10 protein-coding genes are annotated in these 20915 nt (G+C 73.4%); 8 read left to right on the top strand and 2 right to left on the bottom strand.

What is annotated here, in order from left to right; genetic code table 11:
• Positions 1 to 22 precede the first annotated feature (22 nt).
• From AQJ58_RS43150 to AQJ58_RS39275, 6 genes are all read left to right on the top strand, one after another.
• Positions 23 to 5056, top strand: coding sequence for a type I polyketide synthase (locus AQJ58_RS43150; RefSeq protein WP_107122272.1), 5034 nt, complete (start codon positions 23 to 25; stop codon positions 5054 to 5056).
• Positions 5053 to 6303 (top strand): activator-dependent family glycosyltransferase, encoded by a 1251-nt coding sequence (locus tag AQJ58_RS39295; protein WP_324613865.1) that lies wholly within the window; start codon positions 5053 to 5055, stop codon positions 6301 to 6303. Before AQJ58_RS43150 ends, AQJ58_RS39295 begins: the two co-directional genes overlap by 4 nt.
• A gap of 61 nt (positions 6304 to 6364) precedes the next feature.
• Entirely contained in the window at positions 6365 to 6553 is a 189-nt protein-coding gene (locus AQJ58_RS39290; protein ID WP_067259342.1) for a ferredoxin, read from the top strand.
• Positions 6554 to 6601: 48 nt separating this feature from the next.
• On the top strand, positions 6602 to 7669 hold the full coding sequence (locus AQJ58_RS39285; RefSeq protein WP_067259340.1) for a glucose-1-phosphate thymidylyltransferase: 1068 nt from the start codon (positions 6602 to 6604) through the stop codon (positions 7667 to 7669).
• Positions 7666 to 8694 (top strand): dTDP-glucose 4,6-dehydratase, encoded by a 1029-nt coding sequence (gene rfbB / locus AQJ58_RS39280; protein WP_067259338.1) that lies wholly within the window; start codon positions 7666 to 7668, stop codon positions 8692 to 8694. The genes AQJ58_RS39285 and rfbB overlap by 4 nt, the downstream gene beginning before the upstream one ends.
• On the top strand, positions 8691 to 9896 hold the full coding sequence (locus AQJ58_RS39275; protein ID WP_107122271.1) for an NAD(P)/FAD-dependent oxidoreductase: 1206 nt from the start codon (positions 8691 to 8693) through the stop codon (positions 9894 to 9896). Before rfbB ends, AQJ58_RS39275 begins: the two co-directional genes overlap by 4 nt.
• 175 nt (positions 9897 to 10071) lie before the next feature.
• On the opposite strand, the gene AQJ58_RS39270 is transcribed toward AQJ58_RS39275, so the two are convergent.
• Positions 10072 to 11058 (bottom strand): aldo/keto reductase, encoded by a 987-nt coding sequence (locus AQJ58_RS39270; RefSeq protein ID WP_067259337.1) that lies wholly within the window; start codon positions 11056 to 11058, stop codon positions 10072 to 10074.
• Between the two features lie 4 nt (positions 11059 to 11062).
• Positions 11063 to 11785, bottom strand: a complete 723-nt coding sequence (locus AQJ58_RS39265; protein ID WP_067259335.1) for a VC0807 family protein — start codon at positions 11783 to 11785, stop codon at positions 11063 to 11065.
• Positions 11786 to 12098: 313 nt separating this feature from the next.
• On the opposite strand from AQJ58_RS39265, the gene AQJ58_RS39260 reads away from it, so the two are divergent.
• A complete protein-coding gene (locus AQJ58_RS39260; protein ID WP_067259333.1) occupies positions 12099 to 13544 on the top strand; it encodes a cytochrome P450 in 1446 nt (481 codons plus the stop codon).
• A 373-nt stretch (positions 13545 to 13917) separates the two neighbouring features.
• Positions 13918 to 20915, top strand: a 6998-nt coding sequence (locus tag AQJ58_RS44080; protein WP_199844795.1) for a type I polyketide synthase, incomplete at its 3' end; no start/stop codon positions are given.

Raw genomic sequence — 20915 nt, 5'->3', positions numbered from 1 at the left:
CGCGCAGGAGCCGTCGTCGCATGTGGACTGGTCGGCGGGTGCGGTGGAGCTGCTGTCGGAGTGTGCGGAGTGGCCGCGTGTGGAGGGGCGGACGCGGCGTGCGGGTGTGTCGTCGTTCGGGCTGAGTGGTACGAACGCGCATGTGGTGCTGGAGGAGCCGCCGGTGGAGCCGGTGGCGGATCCGGTGCCGGTGCCGGTTGTCGACGGTGTGGTGCCGTGGGTGGTGTCGGGTCGTACGGCTGCGGCGCTGCGGGCGCAGGCCGGGCGGCTGGCGGAGTTCGTGGCCGGTGACGAAGCACCAGGCCTCGCCGAGGTGGCTGGTTCACTGGCGCGGTCGCGGTCGCTGTTCGAGCACCGGGCGGTCGTCTGGGGCTCCGAGCGCGTCGAGTTGCTGCGGGCGCTGGAGGCCGTCGCTTCCGGCGAGGAGGCGCTCAACGCGGCGACGGGCACGGCCCGCCGAGACGCTCGCACGGCGTTCCTGTTCGCCGGTCAGGGCTCGCAACGCCTCGCCATGGGCCAGGAGTTGTATGCGAAGTACCCGGTCTTCGCCGAGGCGTTCGACGCCGTGGACGCGGAACTGCCCTTCGATCTGCGGGAGGTGGTGTTCGGTGAGGACGCCGACCGGCTGAACCGGACGGAGTTCACCCAGCCGGCGCTGTTCGCGCTGGAAGTGGCCTTGTTCCGGCTGCTGGAGTCGTGGGGTGTGCGCCCAGACGTGCTGGCCGGTCACTCGATCGGTGAGATCGCGGCGGCTCATGTGGCGGGGGTGTGGTCGCTGGCGGACGCGTGCCGTCTGGTGGCGGCGCGCGGCAGGCTGATGCAGGCCCTGCCCGAGGGCGGGGCGATGGTTGCGCTCCAGGCCGCCGAGGACGAGGTCGTGCCCCTCCTCGATGACGAGGTGGGTGTCGCGGCGGTCAACGGCCCGCGGGCCGTGGTGGTCGCGGGTGTCGCGGATGCAGTGGAGAAGGTCGCCGCGCACTTCCGGGCCCTGGACCGCAAGGTCACGGCGTTGCGGGTGAGTCATGCGTTCCACTCGCCGTTGATGGAGCCGATGCTCGCCGACTTCCGCAAGGTGGCGGAGAGTCTGACGTACGAGCGTCCGAAGCTGCCGATGGTGTCGACGGTGACGGGTGAGGTGGCCTCGGCCGACGAGGTGATGTCGGCGGACTACTGGGTGGCCCATGTGCGTCGGACGGTGCGTTTCGCGGACGCGGTCCGGGTGCTGGCCGGGCAGGGGGTCGGGCGCTGGGTGGAACTCGGCGCGGACGGTACTCTCACCGCTCTCGCCCAGGCCTGCCTCGACGACACCGGGGCCGTGGTGATGACGCCGGTGCTGCGCAAGGACCGGCCCGAGGCCGCCGCGCTCCTCGCCGCTCTCGCCACCCTGTTCACCGACGGGGCCCACGTCGACTGGGCGGCACAACTCCCGGCCACGGCTCCGGTGTTGCTGCCCACCTATGCCTTCCAGCGCCGCCGCTACTGGCTGGACGCCGCCGACCACGCCGGTGATGTCACCGCGGCCGGGCTGGAGCGCGCCGGGCACCCGCTGCTCTCGGCCGCCGTCAGGGTCGCCGACACCGGCGGGCTCGTCCTCAGCGGACGGCTGTCGGCCCGGGGCCACTCCTGGCTCGCCGACCACAGTGTGCTGGGCCGTGCCATCCTGCCCGCCACCGCCTACCTCGAACTCGCCGTGTACGCCGGTGACCAGGTCGGCCTCGGCCAGGTAGCCGAACTGACCCTGGAGACCCCGCTGGTGCTGCCCGAGCGCGGTGCCGTGCAGCTCCAACTCGCCCTCGGCGGGGAGACCGAGGACGGGCGACGACCGTTCAGCGTGCACTCCAGGGCAGCCGACGCCACCGCCGACCAGCCGTGGACCCGTCACGCCCAGGGCGTGCTCGCCGAGCAGTCGGAGCCGGTGGAGCAGGACGCCGGTTCCTGGCCGCCGCCGGATGCCGTTCCGGTCGCAGCGGACCCGGCGGGGGAGGGCGACTGGTACGAGCTGTTCGCCGCCGGAGGGTTCGACTACGGGCCCGCGTTCCAGGGGCTCGGCCGTGTGTGGCGGCGCGACCGGGAGCTGTTCGCCGAGGTGGCGCTGCCGGAGTCCCACCGGGCCGAGGCCGCCCACTACGGGCTGCACCCGGCCCTGCTGGACGCCGCCGTACAGACCCTGCTCGTCCGGGCGCTGGACGCCTCCGGCGACCGGGAGGCGGCGGCGACCCTGCCGTTCGCCTGGAGCGGCTACTCCCTCCACGCGGCCGGGGCGAGCGCCCTGCGCGTCCACCTGGCGCCGACCGACCGCCCGGACGAGTACGCGGTGACCGTCGCCGACCCCGACGGCCGGCCGGTGGCGACGGCGGACGGACTGCTCCTGCGCAGGATCGACGCCGTACGGCTCCAGGACGCCGGGGACGCGACGGCTCCCGCCGCACCGCCCCTGCTCGTGCAGCGCTGGCGGCGCGCCGATCCGCAGCCCGCCGCCCCGGCACCCGAGACCGTACGCTGGGCGCTGATCGGCCAGGGCGACGGCGGCCTCGCCGAGACGCTCGACGCGGCCGGCGTGCACCTGGAGTGCTATGCCGACCTCGCCTCGCTCGCCGCGGCCGTCGACACCGGCACCGCCGCGCCCGGGATCGTCCTGACCGCCTGCACGGCCGTCGCCGAACCCGCCCCCGAGGGCACGCGGGACCTGCTGGCCAGGGCCGTCGACCTCGTCGGACACTGGGTCGACGACGACCGGTTCGCCGACTCCCGGCTGGTCCTGGTCACCCGCGGCGCCCTCGCCACCACCGACGCGGAGGACGTCGAAGACCTCGCCGCCGCCGCGCTGTGGGGGCTCGGCCGGTCCGCCCAGCTGGAGCACCCCGACCGCGTGCTGCTCCTCGACCTCGCCCCGTCCGGCACCGCGGACGACGACGCCTCCCCGGGCGCCGTCGCGGCCGCGGTCGCCGCCGCCCTGCCGCAGGCCGCCGTACGCGACGGAGCACTGTTGGTGCCCCACCTCGCCGCGCCGGTCACGGCCCCCGACGACGCCACCGAGCCCACGACTCCCTTCGCGGCAGAGGGCACCGTCCTCGTCACCGGCGCCACCGGAGCCCTCGGCACACTGGTGGCACGGCACCTGGTCACCGCGCACGGAGTCCGCCGGCTGCTGCTGGCGTCCCGGCGGGGGGCGGACGCGCCCGGGGCCGACGCCCTGGCCGCCGAACTGGCCGCGCGGGGCGCACAGACGACCCTCGTGGCCTGCGATGTCGCCGACCCCGACCGGCTGGCCGAGCTGCTCGCCTCCGTACCCGACGACCACCCGCTGACCGCCGTCGTGCACCTCGCCGGTGTCGTGCGGGACGCGACCCTCACCTCACTGACCGACGACCAGGTGGACGCGGTCCTGCGGCCCAAGGCCGACGCGGCCTGGCACCTGCACCGGCTGACGCGGGAGCGCGACCTGTCCGCGTTCGTGGTGTTCTCCTCCGCAGCGGGCACCTTCGGCGCCGCCGGACAGGGCGCCTACGCCGCGGCCAACGCCTTCCTCGACGGACTCGCCCTGCACCGGCGCGCGCACGGACTGCCCGCCACCTCCATCGCCTGGGGGCTGTGGGCGGCCGAGAGCGGCATGACCGCGGGACTCGGCACCGCCGACCGGGAGCGGATGGCCAGGAACGGCATGCTGCCACTGACCGACGAAGCCGGCCTCGCTCTCCTCGACGCCGCCCTCGCCGCTCCCGACGCGGCCCTGGTCGCCGTCGCGAGCCGGTCCGCGGCGCCCGCCTCCCGTACGGTGGCGCGGCGCACCGCGGCCTCGGGCGCGCCGGCGGACGGCGGACGGGCGCTGACGGCGCGGCTCGCCGGTCTCGTCGGCCCGCAGCGGCTCGCCGCGCTGCTGGACGCGGTCCGCGACCAGGTCGCCGCCGTCCTCGGGCACGACTCGACGGACGAGGTGCTGCCCGACCGGCACTTCGCGGAACTCGGCTTCGACTCGCTGACCGCCGTGGAACTGCGCAACAGGATCGCGGCCCTGACGGGCCTCCGGCTGCCTCCGACCCTCGTGTTCGACCACGACACCCCGCACGCGCTCGCCGCCGAACTGGCCGAACGGTTCGGGGAGGCGGACCCCGCCGGGCCGGACGACCCGGGCGCGGCACCGGGCGACGACACGACGGCCCGGCCCACCGCCCGCCCGGAGGACACCGTGGGCGCGCTGTTCCGCACCGCCTGCCGGCAGGGCCGTATCGACGACGGCTTCGCCCTGCTCCAGGCGGTCGCCGAACTGCGCCCGGTCTTCGAGTCCCCATCCGCCCTCACCGGCCCGTCCGCCGGACTGCGGCTGGCCGCTGGCGACGACGGCCCGGCCGTGATCTGCTTCAGTTCGTACGTGGCGCTCGCCGGCGTCCACCAGTACGCGCGGTTCGCCTCCGCCTTCCGCGGCCGGCAGGACGTGTGGGCGCTGCCCACGCCCGGCTTCGGGCGCGGCGAGCCGCTGCCCGCCACGCTGGACGTGGTGGCCAGGACACAGGCCGAGTGGGTGCTGAGCTGCGCGAACGGCAGGCCCTTCGTCCTCACCGGGTCGTCCTCCGGCGGCATCCTGGCCCTCGCGGCCGCCCGCCATCTGGCAGAGTCGGGGCATCCGCCGCTGGGGGTGGCCCTCCTCGACACCTACATGCCGCGCGCCGACTCGCCGTTCACCCGCTTCTCGGCCGAGATGCTGAGCGGGATGTTCGACCGGGAGTCGATGTTCGCCGCCATGGACACCGACCGGCTCTCGGCCATGAGCTGGTACATCCGGATGATCGGCGAGTGGGACCCGGGCGCGCTGCCGGTGCCGGTGCTGCTGGTGCGGCCCGCCGAGCCGCCCGTCACCGGACCGACGCCGCTCGCGCCGGGGGAGTGGCAGAGCTCCTGGGACGGCGCGGACGGCGTGCTGGAGGTCCCCGGCAACCACTTCACGATGATGGAGTCCCACGCCGCCACGACGGCGGGCGCCCTCGCCGACTGGATCGCCACGGCACTGCCATCGCACACCGCGGGCCGCGATGCGGCCCGACCGACCGAGGGAGCATGATGCGGGTCCTGTTCGTCAGCCTGTCCGAGAAATCCCACATCTTTTTCATGACCCCGCTGGCGTGGGCGCTCACGGCGGCCGGGCACGACGTCCGGGTGGCCAGCCATCCCCTGGCGGTCGAGACCATCACCCGCGCCGGCCTCACCGCCGTCCCCGTCGGCACCGACCACGGCGTCCACCAGGACATGTCGGCGTACCGGGAGTCGCAGGACTACGAGACCGCCAACTGGAGCCGCTGCGAACGCGACCAGGTCGACTGGGCGGAACTGAAGGAGCGCTTCGCACTGAGCGTCCCCTACGCGTTCGCCCCCTACAACGACTCCATGATCGACGACCTGGCCGCGTTCGCCCAGGCCTGGCGGCCCGACCTGGTGATCCGCGACCCGCTGGCGTACGCCGGTGCCCTCGCCGCCCGGATCAGCGGAGCCGCCCACGCCCGCCTGATGTGGTGCTCCGACGTGTGGGGCCGCACCCGGCAGACGTACCTGGAGCTGATGCGGGAGCAGCCCGAGGCGGAACGGACCGACCCGCTCGCCGAGTGGATGGCCGCGCGGTCCGAGCCCTTCGGTTTCTCCTGCGACGAGGAACTGCTGCACGGCCAGGCCACCATCAGCACCCTGCCGCCCTCGCTGTCGATCCCGTCCGCCTCCCGCGAACTGCCCATGCGGTACGTCCCCTACAACGGCCGCGCGGTGGTGTGGGACTGGCTGCGGGAGGCGCCCAAACGGCCTCGGGTCTGCCTCAGCCTCGGTACCTCCAACACCGAGAACTACGGGGACGACTACGTCTCCATACCGCGCATCCTCGACGCCCTCGCCGACGAGGACGTGGAGGTGGTGGCCGCCCTGCTGCCCGCCCAGCTGGAGCAGCTCGGCACCGTCCCCGACAACGCCCGGGTCGTCCACTCGGTCGCCCTGAGCACGCTCCTGCCGAGCTGTTCGGCCGTCATCCACCACGGCGGCTACGGCACCTTCGCCACCGCCATGGTGGCCGGAGTGCCCCAGATGATGCTCTCCACCCTGATCGCCGACCACGAGCAGCGCGGCGGGGCGCTGGAGCGCGCGGGAGCCGGCATGTACCTGCGCCACGGCGACGCCACCGTGGAGAAGGTCCGCGACGGGGTGCGGCGGCTCGTCGGCGAGCCCGAGCCCCGGGACGCCGCCCGCCGGCTGCGCGCCGAGGCCGAGGCCATGCCCCGCCCGCACGACCTGGTGGCGACCCTGGAACGCCTGGCGGAAGTGCGCTGAGCACCCCCGCCGGCCCGGTGCCGCACCGAGAACCAACCCGACGAAAGAACAGGACAACCCCATGAAGATCACCGTCGACCGCGAGCGCTGTGTCGGAGCCGGTCAGTGCGTGCTGGCCGCCCCCGCCGTGTTCGAGCAGAAGGAGGACGGCCTCGTGGAGCTGCTGCGGCCCGAACCGGAGCAGGACCTGCACGAGGCCGTGACCGAGGCGGAGCTGATCTGCCCCTCGGGCGCGATCGAGCTGTCCTGACGGCGGCCCTCCCCCTCACCCACGACCCCAGTCAGACGGGATGAATCCGTGAAGGCTCTCGTGCTCTCGGGGGGTGCGGGCACCCGGCTGCGGCCGATCACCCACACCTCCGCCAAGCAGTTGGTGCCGGTCGCCAACAAGCCCATCCTCTTCTACGGCCTGGAGGCCATCGCGGACGCCGGGATCACCGAGGTCGCGATCGTCGTCGGCGACACCGAGAACGAGATCCGGCAGGCCGTCGGCGACGGTTCCGGCTTCGGCCTCGACGTCACCTACCTGCGACAGGAAGCCCCGCTGGGCCTGTCGCACGCCGTCCTGATCGCCCGGGACTTCCTCGGCGACGACGACTTCGTGATGTTCCTCGGCGACAACTTCGTCTTCGGAGGCATCACCGACGCCGTGGACGCGTTCCGCAAGGAGCGCCCGGACGCCCAGCTCCTGCTCACCCGGGTGCCCGACCCGTCCGCCTTCGGCGTCGCCGAACTCGACGACCTCGGGCGCCTGGTGAGCCTGGAGGAGAAGCCCGCACAGCCCCGCAGCGACCTCGCGCTGGTCGGCGTGTACCTGTTCGGTCCGGCGATCCACGAGGCGGTGCGCGCCATCCGCCCCTCCGCCCGCGGCGAGCTGGAGATCACCGACGCCGTCCAGTGGCTGCTGGAGCGCGAGCACGACGTGCGCACCACCGTGATCACCGGCTACTGGAAGGACACCGGCAACGCCGCGGACATCCTCGACGTCAACCGCAGACTGCTGGACCTGCTGGAGTACCGCGTCGACGGGGACGTCGACGAGGCCAGCGAGATCGTCGGCCGGGTGCGCATCGACGCGGGCGCCGTCATCCGCGGTTCGCGCATCGTGGGCCCCGCGATCATCGGTCCCGGCACCCTGGTCGAGAACTCCTACATCGGCCCGTCGACGTCCATCGCGCAGGACTGCGTCATCCGCGACAGCGAGATCGAGTTCTCGATCATCCTGCGGGAGTCCCGGTTCGACAGCATCCGCCGGGTGGAGGGATCCCTCGTCGGACGCAACGTACGGGTCTCCCTGGGCCCCCGCGTGCCCGCCACCCACCGGCTGGTGATCGGCGACCACGGGCGGGTGCAGATCTCCTCATGACCAGCCCGCATCCCGCCCCGCCCGCCGCCCGCACGGGCGCCACCCGCATCCTGGTGACCGGCGGCGCCGGCTTCATCGGCTCCCACCACGTGCGGACCCTGCTCGGACCCGCCGGCCCGGCCGGCGTCGCCGTCACGGTCCTCGACCACCTCACCTACGCCGGCAACCCCGCCAACCTGGACCCGGTGCGCGACCACCCCGCGTTCTCCTTCGTCAAGGGCGACATCTGCGACCGGGAACTCGTCGACGACCTCATGGCCGGCCACGACGACGTCGTGCACTTCGCCGCCGAGTCCCACGTGGACCGCTCGATCCTGCATCCCGCCGAGTTCGTCCGCACCAACGTCCTGGGCACGCAGACCCTCCTCGACTCGGCGCTGCGCCACGGCGTGCGCACCTTCGTGCACGTCTCCACCGACGAGGTGTACGGCTCCCTCGACACCGGTGCCTGGACCGAGGACAGCCCGCTGCTGCCCAACTCCCCCTACTCCGCCTCCAAGGCCTCCTCCGACCTGCTCGCCCTGGCCTACCACCGCACCCACGGCCTGGACGTCCGGGTGACCCGGTGCTCCAACAACTACGGTCACCACCAGTACCCGGAGAAGATCGTCCCGCTGTTCGTCACCCACCTCCTCGACGGCCGCAAGGTGCCGCTGTACGGGGACGGCGGCAACGTACGCGACTGGCTGCACATCGACGACCACGTCCAGGGCATCGAACTGGTCCGCACCGGCGGCCGCCCCGGCGAGGTCTACAACATCGGCGGCGGGACCGAGCTGACCAACCGCCACCTGACGGACCTCCTCCTCGACGCGTGCGGCGCCGGGCCGGACCGCGTCGAGTACGTCGCCGACCGCAAGGGCCACGACCGCCGCTACTGCGTCGACTGGTCCAAGATCCGCGACGAGCTCGGCTACCGCCCGCGCAAGGACTTCACCACCGGCCTGGCCGAGACCGTCGCCTGGTACCGCGAGAACCGGTCCTGGTGGGAGCCGCTGAAACAGACCGGGGAGATGACCCGTTGAGCAGCCTGGACGAGATCGTCGTCGTCGGCGCGGGCGCCGCCGGCGCCACCACCGCCGAGACCCTCAGACGCCAGGGCTACGAGGGCCGCCTCACCCTCGTCGGCGGCGAACCCCACCTGCCGTACGACCGGCCGCCGCTGTCCAAGCAGGTCCTCGCCGGCCGGTGGGAGCCCGACCGCATCCGACTGCGCGGGCCCGAGGTCTACGACCGCCTCGGCATCGACCTGCGCCTGGGCACCCCCGTGGCCCGCCTGGACCCGGCCGACCGCGCCGTCGAACTCGCCGACGGCGGCCGGCTGCGCGCCGACGCCGTGGTGATCGCGACCGGCGTACGGCCCCGGACCCTGCCCGGCACCGAGGGCGTGACCGGTGTCCACGTCCTGCGCACGCTCGACGACGCCCTCGCCCTGCGCGAGGCCCTGGGCGAAGGGCGCCGCCTGGTCGTGGCCGGGGCCGGTCTGCTCGGCACGGAGGCGGCCGTCGCCGCCCGCGGCCTGGGGGCCGACGTCACGCTGGTGGGCGGCGACCCGGTACCACTGCTCGACCTCCTCGGACCGCAGGCGGCCGGACTGGTCGCCGCCGCGCACCGCGATCTCGGCCTGCGCTTCCGGCGCGGAAGGGTGAGCGCGGTGGTGGGCGCGGGGGGCATGGCCACCGGAGTCCTGCTGTCGGACGGAACGCACCTGCCGGCGGACGTGGTCCTGGTCGCGACGGGTTCCCTCCCCCACACCGAGTGGCTGGCGGGCAGTGGGGTCCCGGTCGGCGACGGCGTCCTCTGCGACGACCTGGGCGCGGCCCGCCCCGGGGTGTGGGCCGCGGGCGACGTCGCCAACCGGCCCGACCCGCGCACCGGACGCCGCCGACGGTGGGAGCACCGTACGCAGGCCACCGACCAGGCGGTCGCGGTCGCCCGCAACCTGCTCGCCGGCGCCGGGGCCCGGCCCGCCGCGCCGCTGCCGTACTTCTGGACCGACCAACACGACCTGCGGATCCAGGTGTTCGGGGAGATCGCCGGCACCGACCGCTGCCACCTCGTCGAAGGCAGTCCCGCCGAGCGGAAGTTCACCGCGGTCTACTGCGCCCAGGACCGGGTCCGCGCCGCCGTCGCCGTCAACCTGCCACGCGCCGTCCAGCAACTCCGGCCCCTGGTGGAGAACGAGGCCGTGTGGACGGGGACGCCGGCGGAGGCTCCGGCGAACTAGCGGGACGGGGGCGAACCGTGGGGACGGGCCCGTCGCGGGCCCGGACCTGCCGGGGGCGCCGAGCCCGTCATGGATGAGGGCCCGGCACTCGACCGAGTGCCGGGCCCTCATCCATGACGGGACGGGCGGGGTGCCCAGGCCGGCCGCAGGGCGACCACCTGGTGCCCGCGGCCCGTCAGGACAGCCATGCGTCAGGGGCCGCGCCGCCGCGCCCGATGGGCGGGAAGAGGGCGTCGAGCCCCGCCACGAACGCCTCCGGCAGCGGCGAACGCAGCGCGGCGAGCGCCCCGTCGACATGCCGTTCCGTCCGCGGACCGATCACCGCGCCCGTCACCCCGGGGCGCGACAGCGTCCAGGCCAGCCCCGCCTCCGCCGGATCGAGACCGTGGTCGGCGCAGAGCTTCTCGTAGGCACCGATGGTGTCGCGGTACTGGTCGAGGGCCTCCGCGGCACGGCCCTGGGCCGACTTCACCGCGTCGTTCTCCCGCAGCTTCCGCAGGACACCGCTGAGCAGACCGCCGTGCAGCGGGGACCACACCAGCACGCCGAGGCCGTAGGCCTGCGCCGCGGGGATGACCTCCAGCTCGGCGTGCCGGGTCACCAGGTTGTACACGCACTGCTCGGACACCAGACCGAGGGTGTGGCGACGCCTCGCCGCCTCCTGCGCGGACGCGATGTCCCAGCCGGCGAAGTTCGACGAGCCGACATAGCGCACCTTGCCCTGGGCGACGAGCAGGTCCATCGCCTGCCACACCTCGTCCCAGCCCACCGACCGGTCGACGTGGTGCATCTGGTAGAGGTCGATCCAGTCCGTGCCCAGCCGCCGCAGCGACGCCTCACAGGCGGAGACGATGTTGCGCACCGACAGGCCGTGCGCGTTGAGACCGTCGCCCATCGGGTCGCCGACCTTGGTGGCGACGACGACCTCGTCACGCCGGCCGGGGCTCTTGGCCAGCCATCTGCCGATGACCTCCTCCGTGTGCCCCTTGTACACCCGCCAGCCATAGGTGTTGGCCGTGTCGACGAAGTTGATGCCCTCGGCCAGGGCGTGGTCCATCAGACGGTGCGCCTCGGGCTCCTCCACCCGGCCACCGAAGTTCACGGTGCCGAGGACCAGCCTGCTGACGCGCAGACCCGTCCGGCCCAGCTGAGTGTGCAACACGTGGTCATCCTCGTGAGTGAGGGCCGGACCCGGTCTCCGGGCCGCCGGCCGTGGGGGTGCCGGGCTGCGGCGACAGGATCGGCCACAGACCGGCACGCGCGTGATAGATGTTGACGATCACCAGCATCAGCAGCGTGAAGACGCCGTACTGGGCGCCGTTGAGCGCGGGCACCACGTGCACCGGCAGCGTGTACGCCATCAGCGTCCGTATGCCGGAGTCCACCAACAGCCCGACGCCCCAGATCACCGTGGTGACCCGCCAGATCCGCCGGAAGAGGGGCTCTTCCTCCCACAGCCGGTCCCAGTCCCGGCCACCGGTGGTACGCCGCTCCAGCAGTCGGCGGGAGAAACCGAACGCGAGCGGCCGCCGGCCGCGCAGGGACACCAGGAAGCCGAGTCCGGCCACCGCCGTCAGCCAGCCGTCGCGCACCAGCAGCAGTCGCGCGCTCCCCCCGGCGAGCGAGACGACGATGCTCAGCACCAGCATGGTCGTCACGAACACCCCGAGCACGTCCACCCGCCGCGTCCGCGCGAACCGCACCAGCGTCGCCGCCCCCGGCACCACGGCCCCGGCGGTCAGCGCCAGCACATCGCTCACGCCGGCGGCCGTCAGCCCGTAGTACAGGCCGATGGGGACGCCGAGGTCCACCAGGACGGTGAGCAGCAGGGGTGGCCCGGACTCGGTCTGCGGGTGCTGTTCCGGATGGGGGTGTCCGCCGCTGGTCATGAGTTCTCCGTCCGATGGGGGCGGTACGGAACATGTGCCGGATCGCCCTCTTGCCGAGGCAGTCCGGCACAGGCACAGCGTACGGGCGACCCCCCGCCACGGTCCCCTCGGCACCCGCCGCAGCAAGTCAACACGCTGGAATTCCCTAGAACTCTGCGGCGCTTGACGGCCCTGCGGCTCCTCGGTGCTAGCGTCGGGCGCCAGCTCCACCGGGCATAAATGTCCTTTTTCGCCGTGGCCGCAGGAATCCCGATCCGCCCGCCGCCGCCCGGCCCACCGAGCCCTGTCAGCCTCCGCAGACCAGGAGACATCCGTGACCGACGTTCACACGACCCCCGAGTCGGCTGCGCCGACCGACTCCATACCCACCCCGGACTCCCTGGGGCTGAAGGAGATGCGCGAGGTCGTCCGCAACATCCCCGGCTACATGTCCCGTCTGCGCGACAAGCACGGCCCCGTGGTCCGCATTCCGATGGGCAAGGACGAGGTCTTCCTCCTCAGCGACTTCGACGTCGTCCAGGACGTCATCGTCGCCTCCAGCCGCCGCTTCGACAAGGACACCAAGAAGACCGGCCCCGGCCCCGACGACTGGGGCGCCAACCTCGAGACCATCCTGGGCCGCAACGTCCTCGGCAAGGGCCTGGTGACCAGCGTCGGCACCTACCACCGCCGGCAGCGACGGCTCATCCAGCCCGTCTTCCACCGCAAGCGCATCGCCGGATACGGCTCCAGTTTCGCCGCCATCGCCGACGAGGCCTCCAGGAAGTTCACCGACGGCGAGAAGTTCAACTTCCACGAGTCCATGTACGAACTCGCCCTCGGCATGGTCACCCGCACCCTCTTCGACGTCTCCCTCGAAAGTGAGGCCGCGGAAAGCATCCGCACCGCCTTCCCCCGCGAAGGCGGCCCGCTGCGCTGGGAGCTGAGCCCCTTCGGCAAGGTCCTGCTGCGCCTGCCGCTGCCCGCCAACCGCCAGCTCAAGCGCGGCCTGAAGAACATCGACGAGATCGTCTACGCCATGATCGAGGAACGGCGGCAGGGCTCCGGCGACGGTGCGGACCTGCTGTCCGTCCTGCTGACCGTCACCGACGCCGACACCGGCGAGCACCTCACCGACCTGGAGGTGCGCGACGAGGCCGTCACCCTGCTGATGGCCGGTCACGAGACCTCCTCCGGCGCCCTGACCTGGGCGTACCAGCTCCTCGGCACCAACCCCGAGACCCGCGAGCGGCTGCACGCGGAGGTCGACGAGGTGCTCGGGGACCGGCTGCCCACCGTCGAGGACCTGCCCGACCTGAAGTACGCCGACGCCGTGTACTCCGAGGCGCTGCGCCTGTACCCGCCGGCCTGGAACCTCGTCAGGCGCTCGCTGGAGGACTACACGGCCAACGGCTACCACATCCCCCGCAACAGCGTGGTCATCTGCAGCCCCTACGTCCTGCACCGCGACCCCACCTGGTGGCCCGAGCCCGAGCGGTTCGCCCCCCAGCGGTTCCTGGCCGAGTCCGACCCGTCCGACCCCCTGGCGGGCCACGCCAAGGCGGCGGGCCGGCCCAGGCTGGCGTACCTCCCCTTCGGCGCCGGACCCCGGCAGTGCATCGGGAACGTCTTCGCTCAGATGGAAGGCGTCATGGCGCTGGCGACCCTCAGCCGCCACTGGGAGTTCGAGCCCGTCGACAAGGGGCCCGTCCGGGTCGCCAGCGACATCACCCTGCAGCCCCGCGGCGGCCTCGAGATGGTGGCCCGCCGCCGGCGCTGAACGCCGCTGACCAGGGCCGAAGAAGTAGAAGTCTCCCTAGATGGCGGCTTGCGCGCGGGACTGATCCGCAAGCCAGCCACCAGGATGACGAACACCGGAACCAACGATCGCATCGCAACCATCGATCGTCTCGCAGGTCGCGCGGGAGTCGGATCCGGCCGGAATGCGCGGCCGGAAGTAGAGCCGGATCCGTAGGGCGGAGGCAGTGGCCGTGTTGCCAGAAGACGCACAGGCACGGGAAAACGCGTCGGAATCCCTTCAGGGACCCGAGAACCACCAGGAAGGGGCCTCTCTTCGAAGGCCCGCGTTCCTGCCGGGGGAGACGGCCCGTATCTCGTCGCAACCCCCGAACGCCACGGCACTGCACAACGCCGTGGCGGTCGTGGGCCTGTCGTGCCGGTTCCCCCAGGCACCCGACCCCGCCGCCTTCTGGCGCCTGCTCACCGAGGGCACGAGCGCCGTCACCGAAACCCCCGACAGCCGGCGGGACACCTCGGCCGCGTCCGACCCGGCCGCCCCCGGCACCGTCCGCCGCGGCGGCTACCTCGACCACGTCGACCGCTTCGACCCCGGCTTCTTCGGCATCTCGCCGCGCGAGGCCGCGGCCATGGACCCCCAGCAGCGCCTGGTCCTCGAACTCGGCTGGGAGGCCCTGGAGGAAGCCGCCGTCGTCCCCGCGCGCCTGCGCGGGAGCCGCACCGCGGTCTTCGTCGGCGCCATCTGGGACGACTACGCCACCCTCGCCCGCCGCCTCGGCCCCGAGACCGTCGGCCGGTACACCCTCAGCGGCCTCAACCGGGGCATCATCGCCAACCGCCTCTCCTACGCCCTCGGCCTGCGCGGCCCCAGCCTGACGGTGGACGCCGGCCAGTCCTCCTCCCTGGTCGCCGTCCACCTGGCCTGCGAGAGCCTGCGCCGCGGCGAGTCCGACCTCGCCCTGGCCGGCGGTGTCAACCTCGCCCTCGCCGCGGACAGCGCCCTCGCCTCCGCCGGTTTCGGGGCACTCTCCCCGGACGGCCAGTGCTACACCTTCGACGCCCGCGCCAACGGCTACGTACGCGGTGAAGGCGGCGCCCTGGTCCTCCTCAAGCCCCTCGCCCGCGCCCTCGCCGACGGCGATCGCATCCACTGCGTCATCCGTGGCAGCGCCACCAACAACGACGGTGGCGGCGACGGCCTGACCGCACCCCTGCGCGAGGCGCAGGAGGACGTGCTGCGCCTCGCCTACCACCAGGCCGCCGTGAACCCCGCCGACGTCCAGTACGTCGAGCTGCACGGCACCGGCACCCGGCTCGGCGACCCCATCGAGGCCGCCGCCCTCGGCACGGTCGTCGGCGGCGCCCGCCCCGACGGCACCCCCCTGCTCGTCGGCTCGGTCAAGACCAACATCGGCCACCTGGAAGGCGCGGCCGGCGTCGCCGGGCTCGTCAAGACCGTCCTCTCCCTGCGCCACCGGCAGATCCCCGCGAGCCTCAACTTCCACAAGCCCAACCCCGCCATTCCCCTCGACGCCCTCAACCTGCGCGTGGCCGCCGAGTCCCAGCCGTGGCCCGACCAGGACGGCCCCCGACGGGCCGGCGTCAGCTCCTTCGGGATGGGCGGCACCAACTGCCACGTCGTGCTGGAGGAATGGCCCACCCCGGCGGCGGCCGACGCCGAGACGCCGGACTCCGAGACGCTCGACCCCGAGACGCCGGACTCGGGGTCGCCGGACTCCGCGACGTCGGCACCCCACGCCGAGCCGGAAGCGGCCGACCCGGGCGCCACCGTCCCCTCACCGCTCCCGTGGATCGTCTCCGCCCGGACCCGCAAGGCACTGCGCGGCCAGGCCCGCCGACTGCTCACCCGCCTGGAGAACGATCCCGCCGCCGACCCGGCCGACATCGCCTACTCCCTGGCCGAGACCAGGACCCGCTTCGAACACCGTGCCGTCGTCGTGGGCGGGCACCGCGACGAACTGCTGCGCGGCCTGACCGCCCTCGCGGCGGGCACCCCGTCGAACGACGTCGTCACCGGCTTCTCCCAGCCCACCGCGGCGACGCCCCCGTCCGCCCCCGACGGCACCGCCGCCCGTACTCACACCGCCTTCCTCTTCGCCGGCCAGGGCTCCCAACGGCCGGGCATGGGACGCGAGTTGTACGACACCTATCCCGTCTTCGCCGAGGCCTTCGACGCCGTGGACGCCGAGCTGCCGTTCGGGCTGCGGGAGATCGTGTTCGGCGACGGGGCGGACGTACTGAACCGGACGGAGTACACCCAGCCCGCCCTCTTCGCCCTCCAGGTCGCCCTCTACCGCCTCGCCGAGTCCTTCGGCGTACGTCCCGACGTCGTGTTCGGGCACTCCGTCGGCGAGATCGCGGCGGCGCACGTGGCCGGCCTCTGGTCGCTGGCCGACGCCTGCCGTGTCGTCGCCGCCCGGGGACGCCTGATGCAGGCCCTCCCCGCGGGCGGCGCGATGGTCGCCGTCGAGGCGACCGAGGACGAGGTGCTCCCCCTGCTGACCGACCAGGTCGGCATCGCGGCGGTCAACGGCCCCCGCGCGCTCGTCGTGTCGGGCACGGCCGAAGCCGTCGAGGGCGTGGGCGCGCACTTCCGGGCCCGCGACCGCAAGGTGACGGCCCTGCGCGTCAGTCACGCCTTCCACTCCCCGCTCATGGAACCGATGCTGGACGAGTTCCGCGCCGTCCTCGCCGGCATCACCTACGGGCAGCCCACCCTCCCGATCGTCTCCGACGTCACCGGCCGCCTCGCGACGGCCGAGGAACTGGCGTCCCCCGACTACTGGACCCAGCACGTCCGGCAGCCCGTACGGTTCGCCGACGGCATCCGGACGCTGGAGGAGCAGGGCGCCCGCCGCTTCCTGGAACTCGGCCCGGACGGCACCCTGACGGCCCTCGCCGAGCAGAGCCTGCACGACGACGAGGCGTTCGCCGTTCCCGCCGTGCGCAAGGACCGCCCGGAGCCGACGGCCTTCCTCGCGGCCCTCGCCGGACTGCACACCCGTGGCCTCCCCGTCGACTGGACCCCCCTCTTCGCCACGCGCCGGGCCCGGCCCACGGCACTGCCGACCTACGCCTTCCAGCGCCGCCGCTACTGGCTGCCCGACCCCGTCGCCGGCGGGACCCCGACGTCCGCGACGCCCGTGACGTCCTCGGCGGCTCCGGAAGACACCGGGGACGCGACCACCGCCGTAGCGCCGGACACCGAAGAGGCGCTCTCCCCGCTCCACGACGACTTGGCCGGACTGTCCCCGCGTGACCGGCACGGCGCCCTGCTGGACCTGGTGCGGGCCCACGCCGCGACCATCCTCGACCACGAGTCGCCGGACGAGGTCGAGCCCGGCCGCACCTTCAAGGACCTCGGCTTCGACTCCCTCACCTCCGTCGACCTGCGCAACCGGCTCAAGGCCGCGACCGGCCTGCCCCTGCCCGCCTCCCTGCTGTTCGACTTCCCGACCCCGGACGCCGTGGCCGGACACCTCGACGAACGGCTCTCCGGCGCCCCCGCCTCCGCACCCCTTTCGCCCGCACCGGCGAACCCGGCCGACGATCCGGTCGTGATCGTCGGGATGGCGTGCCGGTTCCCCGGTGGGGTCGGTTCGCCGGAGGACCTGTGGCGGCTGGTCAGCGAGGGCGGCGACGCCATCGGTGACTTCCCGACCGACCGTGGCTGGGAACTCGACGGCCTGTACGACCCCGAGCCCGGCACGCCGGGCCGCGTCTACGTGCGTGAGGGCGGATTCCTCCACGACGCCACGTCCTTCGACGCCGGCCTGTTCGGGATCTCGCCGCGTGAGGCGCTGGCGATGGACCCGCAGCAGCGGTTGCTGCTGGAGACCTCGTGGGAGGTCCTCGAGCGGGCCGGCATCGACCCGGCGACGCTGCGCGGCAGCCGTACCGGCGTCTTCGCCGGACTCGTGGAGCAGGGCTACGGGGCCTGCCTGCGCGACGCCGCCGAGGAATCGGACGGCTATGTCCTCACCGGCACGACCCTGAGCGTGGCGTCGGGTCGTATCGCGTACACGTTCGGTTTCGAGGGTCCCGCGGTGACGGTGGACACGGCGTGCTCGTCGTCGCTGGTCGCCCTGCATCTGGCGGCGCAGGCGCTGCGCTCGGGTGAGTGCGACCTCGCGCTCGCTGGTGGTGTCACGGTGATGGCGGGGCCGGAGATGTTCGTGGAGTTCTCGCGGCAGCGGGGGCTCGCGGTGGACGGCCGGTGCAAGGCGTTCTCGGACGGCGCGGACGGGACGGCGTGGGCGGAGGGTGTGGGTCTGCTGCTGGTGGAGCGGCTCTCGGACGCGCGCCGCAACAACCACCGGGTCCTGGCCGTGGTCGCCGGTTCGGCGGTCAATCAGGACGGTGCGTCGAACGGTCTGACGGCGCCGAACGGTCCTTCGCAGCAGCGGGTGATCCGGCAGGCGCTGGCGGGTGCCGGGCTGAGGCCGGCTGATGTGGACGCGGTGGAGGCGCACGGCACGGGTACTCCGCTGGGTGACCCGATCGAGGCGCAGGCGCTGCTCGCCACCTATGGCCAGGACCGTGAACAGCCGCTGCTGCTGGGTTCGTTGAAGTCGAACATCGGTCACACGCAGGCGGCGGCCGGTGTGGGTGGTGTGATCAAGATGGTGATGGCGATGCGCCACGGTGTCCTGCCGCGGACCCTGCACGCCGACGAGCCGTCCTCCCACGTCGACTGGAGCGCCGGTGCGGTCGAGCTGCTGACGGAGGAGCGCGGTTGGCCCGAGACGGACCGGGCGCGCAGGGCCGGTGTCTCGTCCTTCGGCATCAGCGGCACCAACGCCCACGTCATCCTCGAACAGGCCCCTGCCGCACCGGCGGAGGCCGAGCCGTCCGCCGATCCGCTGCGTCTCCCGGTGGCGCCCGTGGTGCTGTCGGGCGCGGCCGAGTCTGCGGTGCGCGATCAGGCGGCGCGCCTGTCCGCGTGGCTGGCGGACGGCCCGACCGGTGACGTCAGCGCGGCCGACGTCGCTCTCGCGTCGGTCACGAGCCGGGCCGTTCTGGAGCACCGCGCGGTGGTCCTGGCCGCCGACCGGGACGACCTGCTGCGAGGCCTGCGCGCGCTGGCGGCCGACGCCGAAGCACCGGGCCTCATCCGCGGTGCGCAGACACGCGCGGGCAGGACGGCACTGCTCTTCGCCGGTCAGGGATCCCAGCGGCTCGGCATGGGACGGGAGTTGTATGCCACGTACCCCGTCTTCGCCGAGGCGTTCGACGCCGTGGACGCGGAACTCCCCTTCGACCTGCGCGAGGTGGTGTTCGGCGAGGACTCCGAGCGCCTGAACCGCACGGAGTTCACCCAGCCGGCCCTCTTCGCCCTGGAAGTGGCCCTGTTCCGGCTGCTGGAGTCGTGGGGTGTGCGCGCGGACGTGCTCGCGGGCCACTCCATCGGTGAGATCGCCGCCGCGCATGTGGCGGGCGTGTGGTCGCTGGCGGACGCGTGCCGTCTGGTGGCGGCGCGCGGCCGGCTGATGCAGGCACTGCCGGCCGGCGGTGCCATGGTCGCGCTGGAGGCCTCCGAGGACGAGGTGCTGCCCCTGCTGGAGGGGGAGGTCGGCCTCGCCGCGGTCAACGGCCCACGGGCGGTCGTGATCGCCGGTGCGGCGGACGCGGTGGAGAACGTCGCCGCACGTTTCCGGGACGAGGGACGCAGGGTGACGGCCCTGCGGGTCAGCCACGCGTTCCACTCGCCGCTGATGGAACCGATGCTCGACGACTTCCGGGCCGTGGCCGAGACGCTGACCTACGGCGCCCCGCGTCTGGCCCTCGTCTCCACGCTCACCGGTACCCCCGCGGAACCCGCGCAGCTCATGACCCCGGACTACTGGGTACGCCATGTGCGCCAGGCCGTCCGCTACGGCGACGCCGTGCGCACGCTCGCGGAACAGGGCATCGCGCGGTTCGTGGAAATCGGTCCCGACGGCACGCTGACCGCACTCGCGCAGGCCTGCCTGGACGGCGAGGGGGAGCGCCCGCTGCTGCAGCCCTGCCTGCGCAAGGACCGCCCGGAGGGCGAAACGGTACTGGCCGCGGTCGCCGCCCTGTTCACCCGTGGCGGTGACGTGGACTGGCGCGAGGTCGTCGCACGGAGTGAGGCCCGTGCGGTCGAGCTGCCCACGTACGCCTTCCAACGCAAGACCTACTGGCCCACCAAGGCCCGGGAAAGGTTCGACGGTGACCTCTCAGGACTCGGCCTCGCGGCCGCCGATCACCCCCTCCTCGGAGCGGCGCTGGCACCGGCCGACTCGGACCGGGTGGTCCTCACCGGTCTTCTCTCGCTTCGGAGCCACCCCTGGCTACGGGACCACGTCGTCTCCGGAGTGGCGATCTTCCCCGGCACCGGCTTCCTGGAACTGGTCCTCCGCGGGGCCGACCAGGTGGGCTGCGACCGGGTGGAGGAACTGACGATCTCCGTCCCGCTGGCACTCCCCGAGCACGGTGGTGCGCGGGTCCAGGTGCTGGTCGACGGTCCGGACGACTCTGGCCGTCGGGGAGTGAGCGTCTTCGCACGGGCGGAGGGCGCGGCGGAGGACGAGGCGTGGACCCTCCACGCCACAGGTGTGGTGAGCGACCGGACGGAGACTCCGTACCCGGACCGCTCCCTCGACACCGCGTTCGCCGTGTGGCCGCCGCAGGGTGCGGTGGCGGAGCCGGTCGAGGGCGCGTACGAGGCGCTGGCCGGGCTGGGGCTGTCGTACGGTCCGGCGTTCCGGGGCCTGCGCGCCATGTGGCGGCGCGGCGACGAGGTGTTCGCCGAAGTGGCCCTGCCCGAGGCACAGGGCGAACTCGCGGACCGGTTCGGGATGCATCCCGCGCTGCTGGACGCCGTCCTGCACGCTGTCCTGCGCGGAACGTTCGGTGCCGAGAACTCGCTGCGACTGCCGTTCTCGTGCAGCGGCGTGTCGCTCTGGGCGGCGGGCGCGCGGGAGCTGCGGGTGCGCGTGACCCAGGCGGGACCCGACGCTGTGACGCTCGACCTCGCGGACACGACCGGCGCCCCGGTGGCCTCGGTGGACTCACTGGTGATGCGTGAGGCGACCGGAAGAATCGCATCGGCCGACGGTGGACGAGACGGCCTGTTCCAGCTCGACTGGGTGCGCGTCCCGGCGGCCACCGGACCCGCCCCCCAGGTGAACACCCGGCTGCCCGAACCGGGCGAGGCCGTGGCCGGCGACGTGCTGGTCCGCTTCGATCGCCCTGACGGGGATCAGCTGTCAGCCGCCCACGCCGTCGCCCGCACCGCGCTCGAAACGGTGCGCGCCTGGCTGGCGGAGGAGCGGTTCGAGGGCGCGCGTCTGGTGGTCGTCACCGAGGGTGCGGTCGCCTGGGACGGCGGGGCCGCGGATCCGGCGCC

It is taken from the genome of Streptomyces sp. DSM 15324 (assembly GCF_001514285.1).
GTDB lineage: Bacteria > Actinomycetota > Actinomycetes > Streptomycetales > Streptomycetaceae > Streptomyces.
Note: the sequence above shows the minus strand (reverse complement) of the source record. Positions and strands in the feature narration are given on the sequence as shown.

What these genes read in the sequence shown, in the direction of transcription:
- AQJ58_RS39265 (WP_067259335.1), bottom strand. Translation starts at nt 11,785, where the DNA reads ATGACCAGCGGCGGACACCCCCATCCGGAACAGCACCCGCAGACCGAG.
- rfbB (WP_067259338.1), top strand. Translation starts at nt 7,666, where the DNA reads ATGACCAGCCCGCATCCCGCCCCGCCCGCCGCCCGCACGGGCGCCACC.
- AQJ58_RS39295 (WP_324613865.1), top strand. Translation starts at nt 5,053, where the DNA reads ATGATGCGGGTCCTGTTCGTCAGCCTGTCCGAGAAATCCCACATCTTT.
- AQJ58_RS39290 (WP_067259342.1), top strand. Translation starts at nt 6,365, where the DNA reads ATGAAGATCACCGTCGACCGCGAGCGCTGTGTCGGAGCCGGTCAGTGC.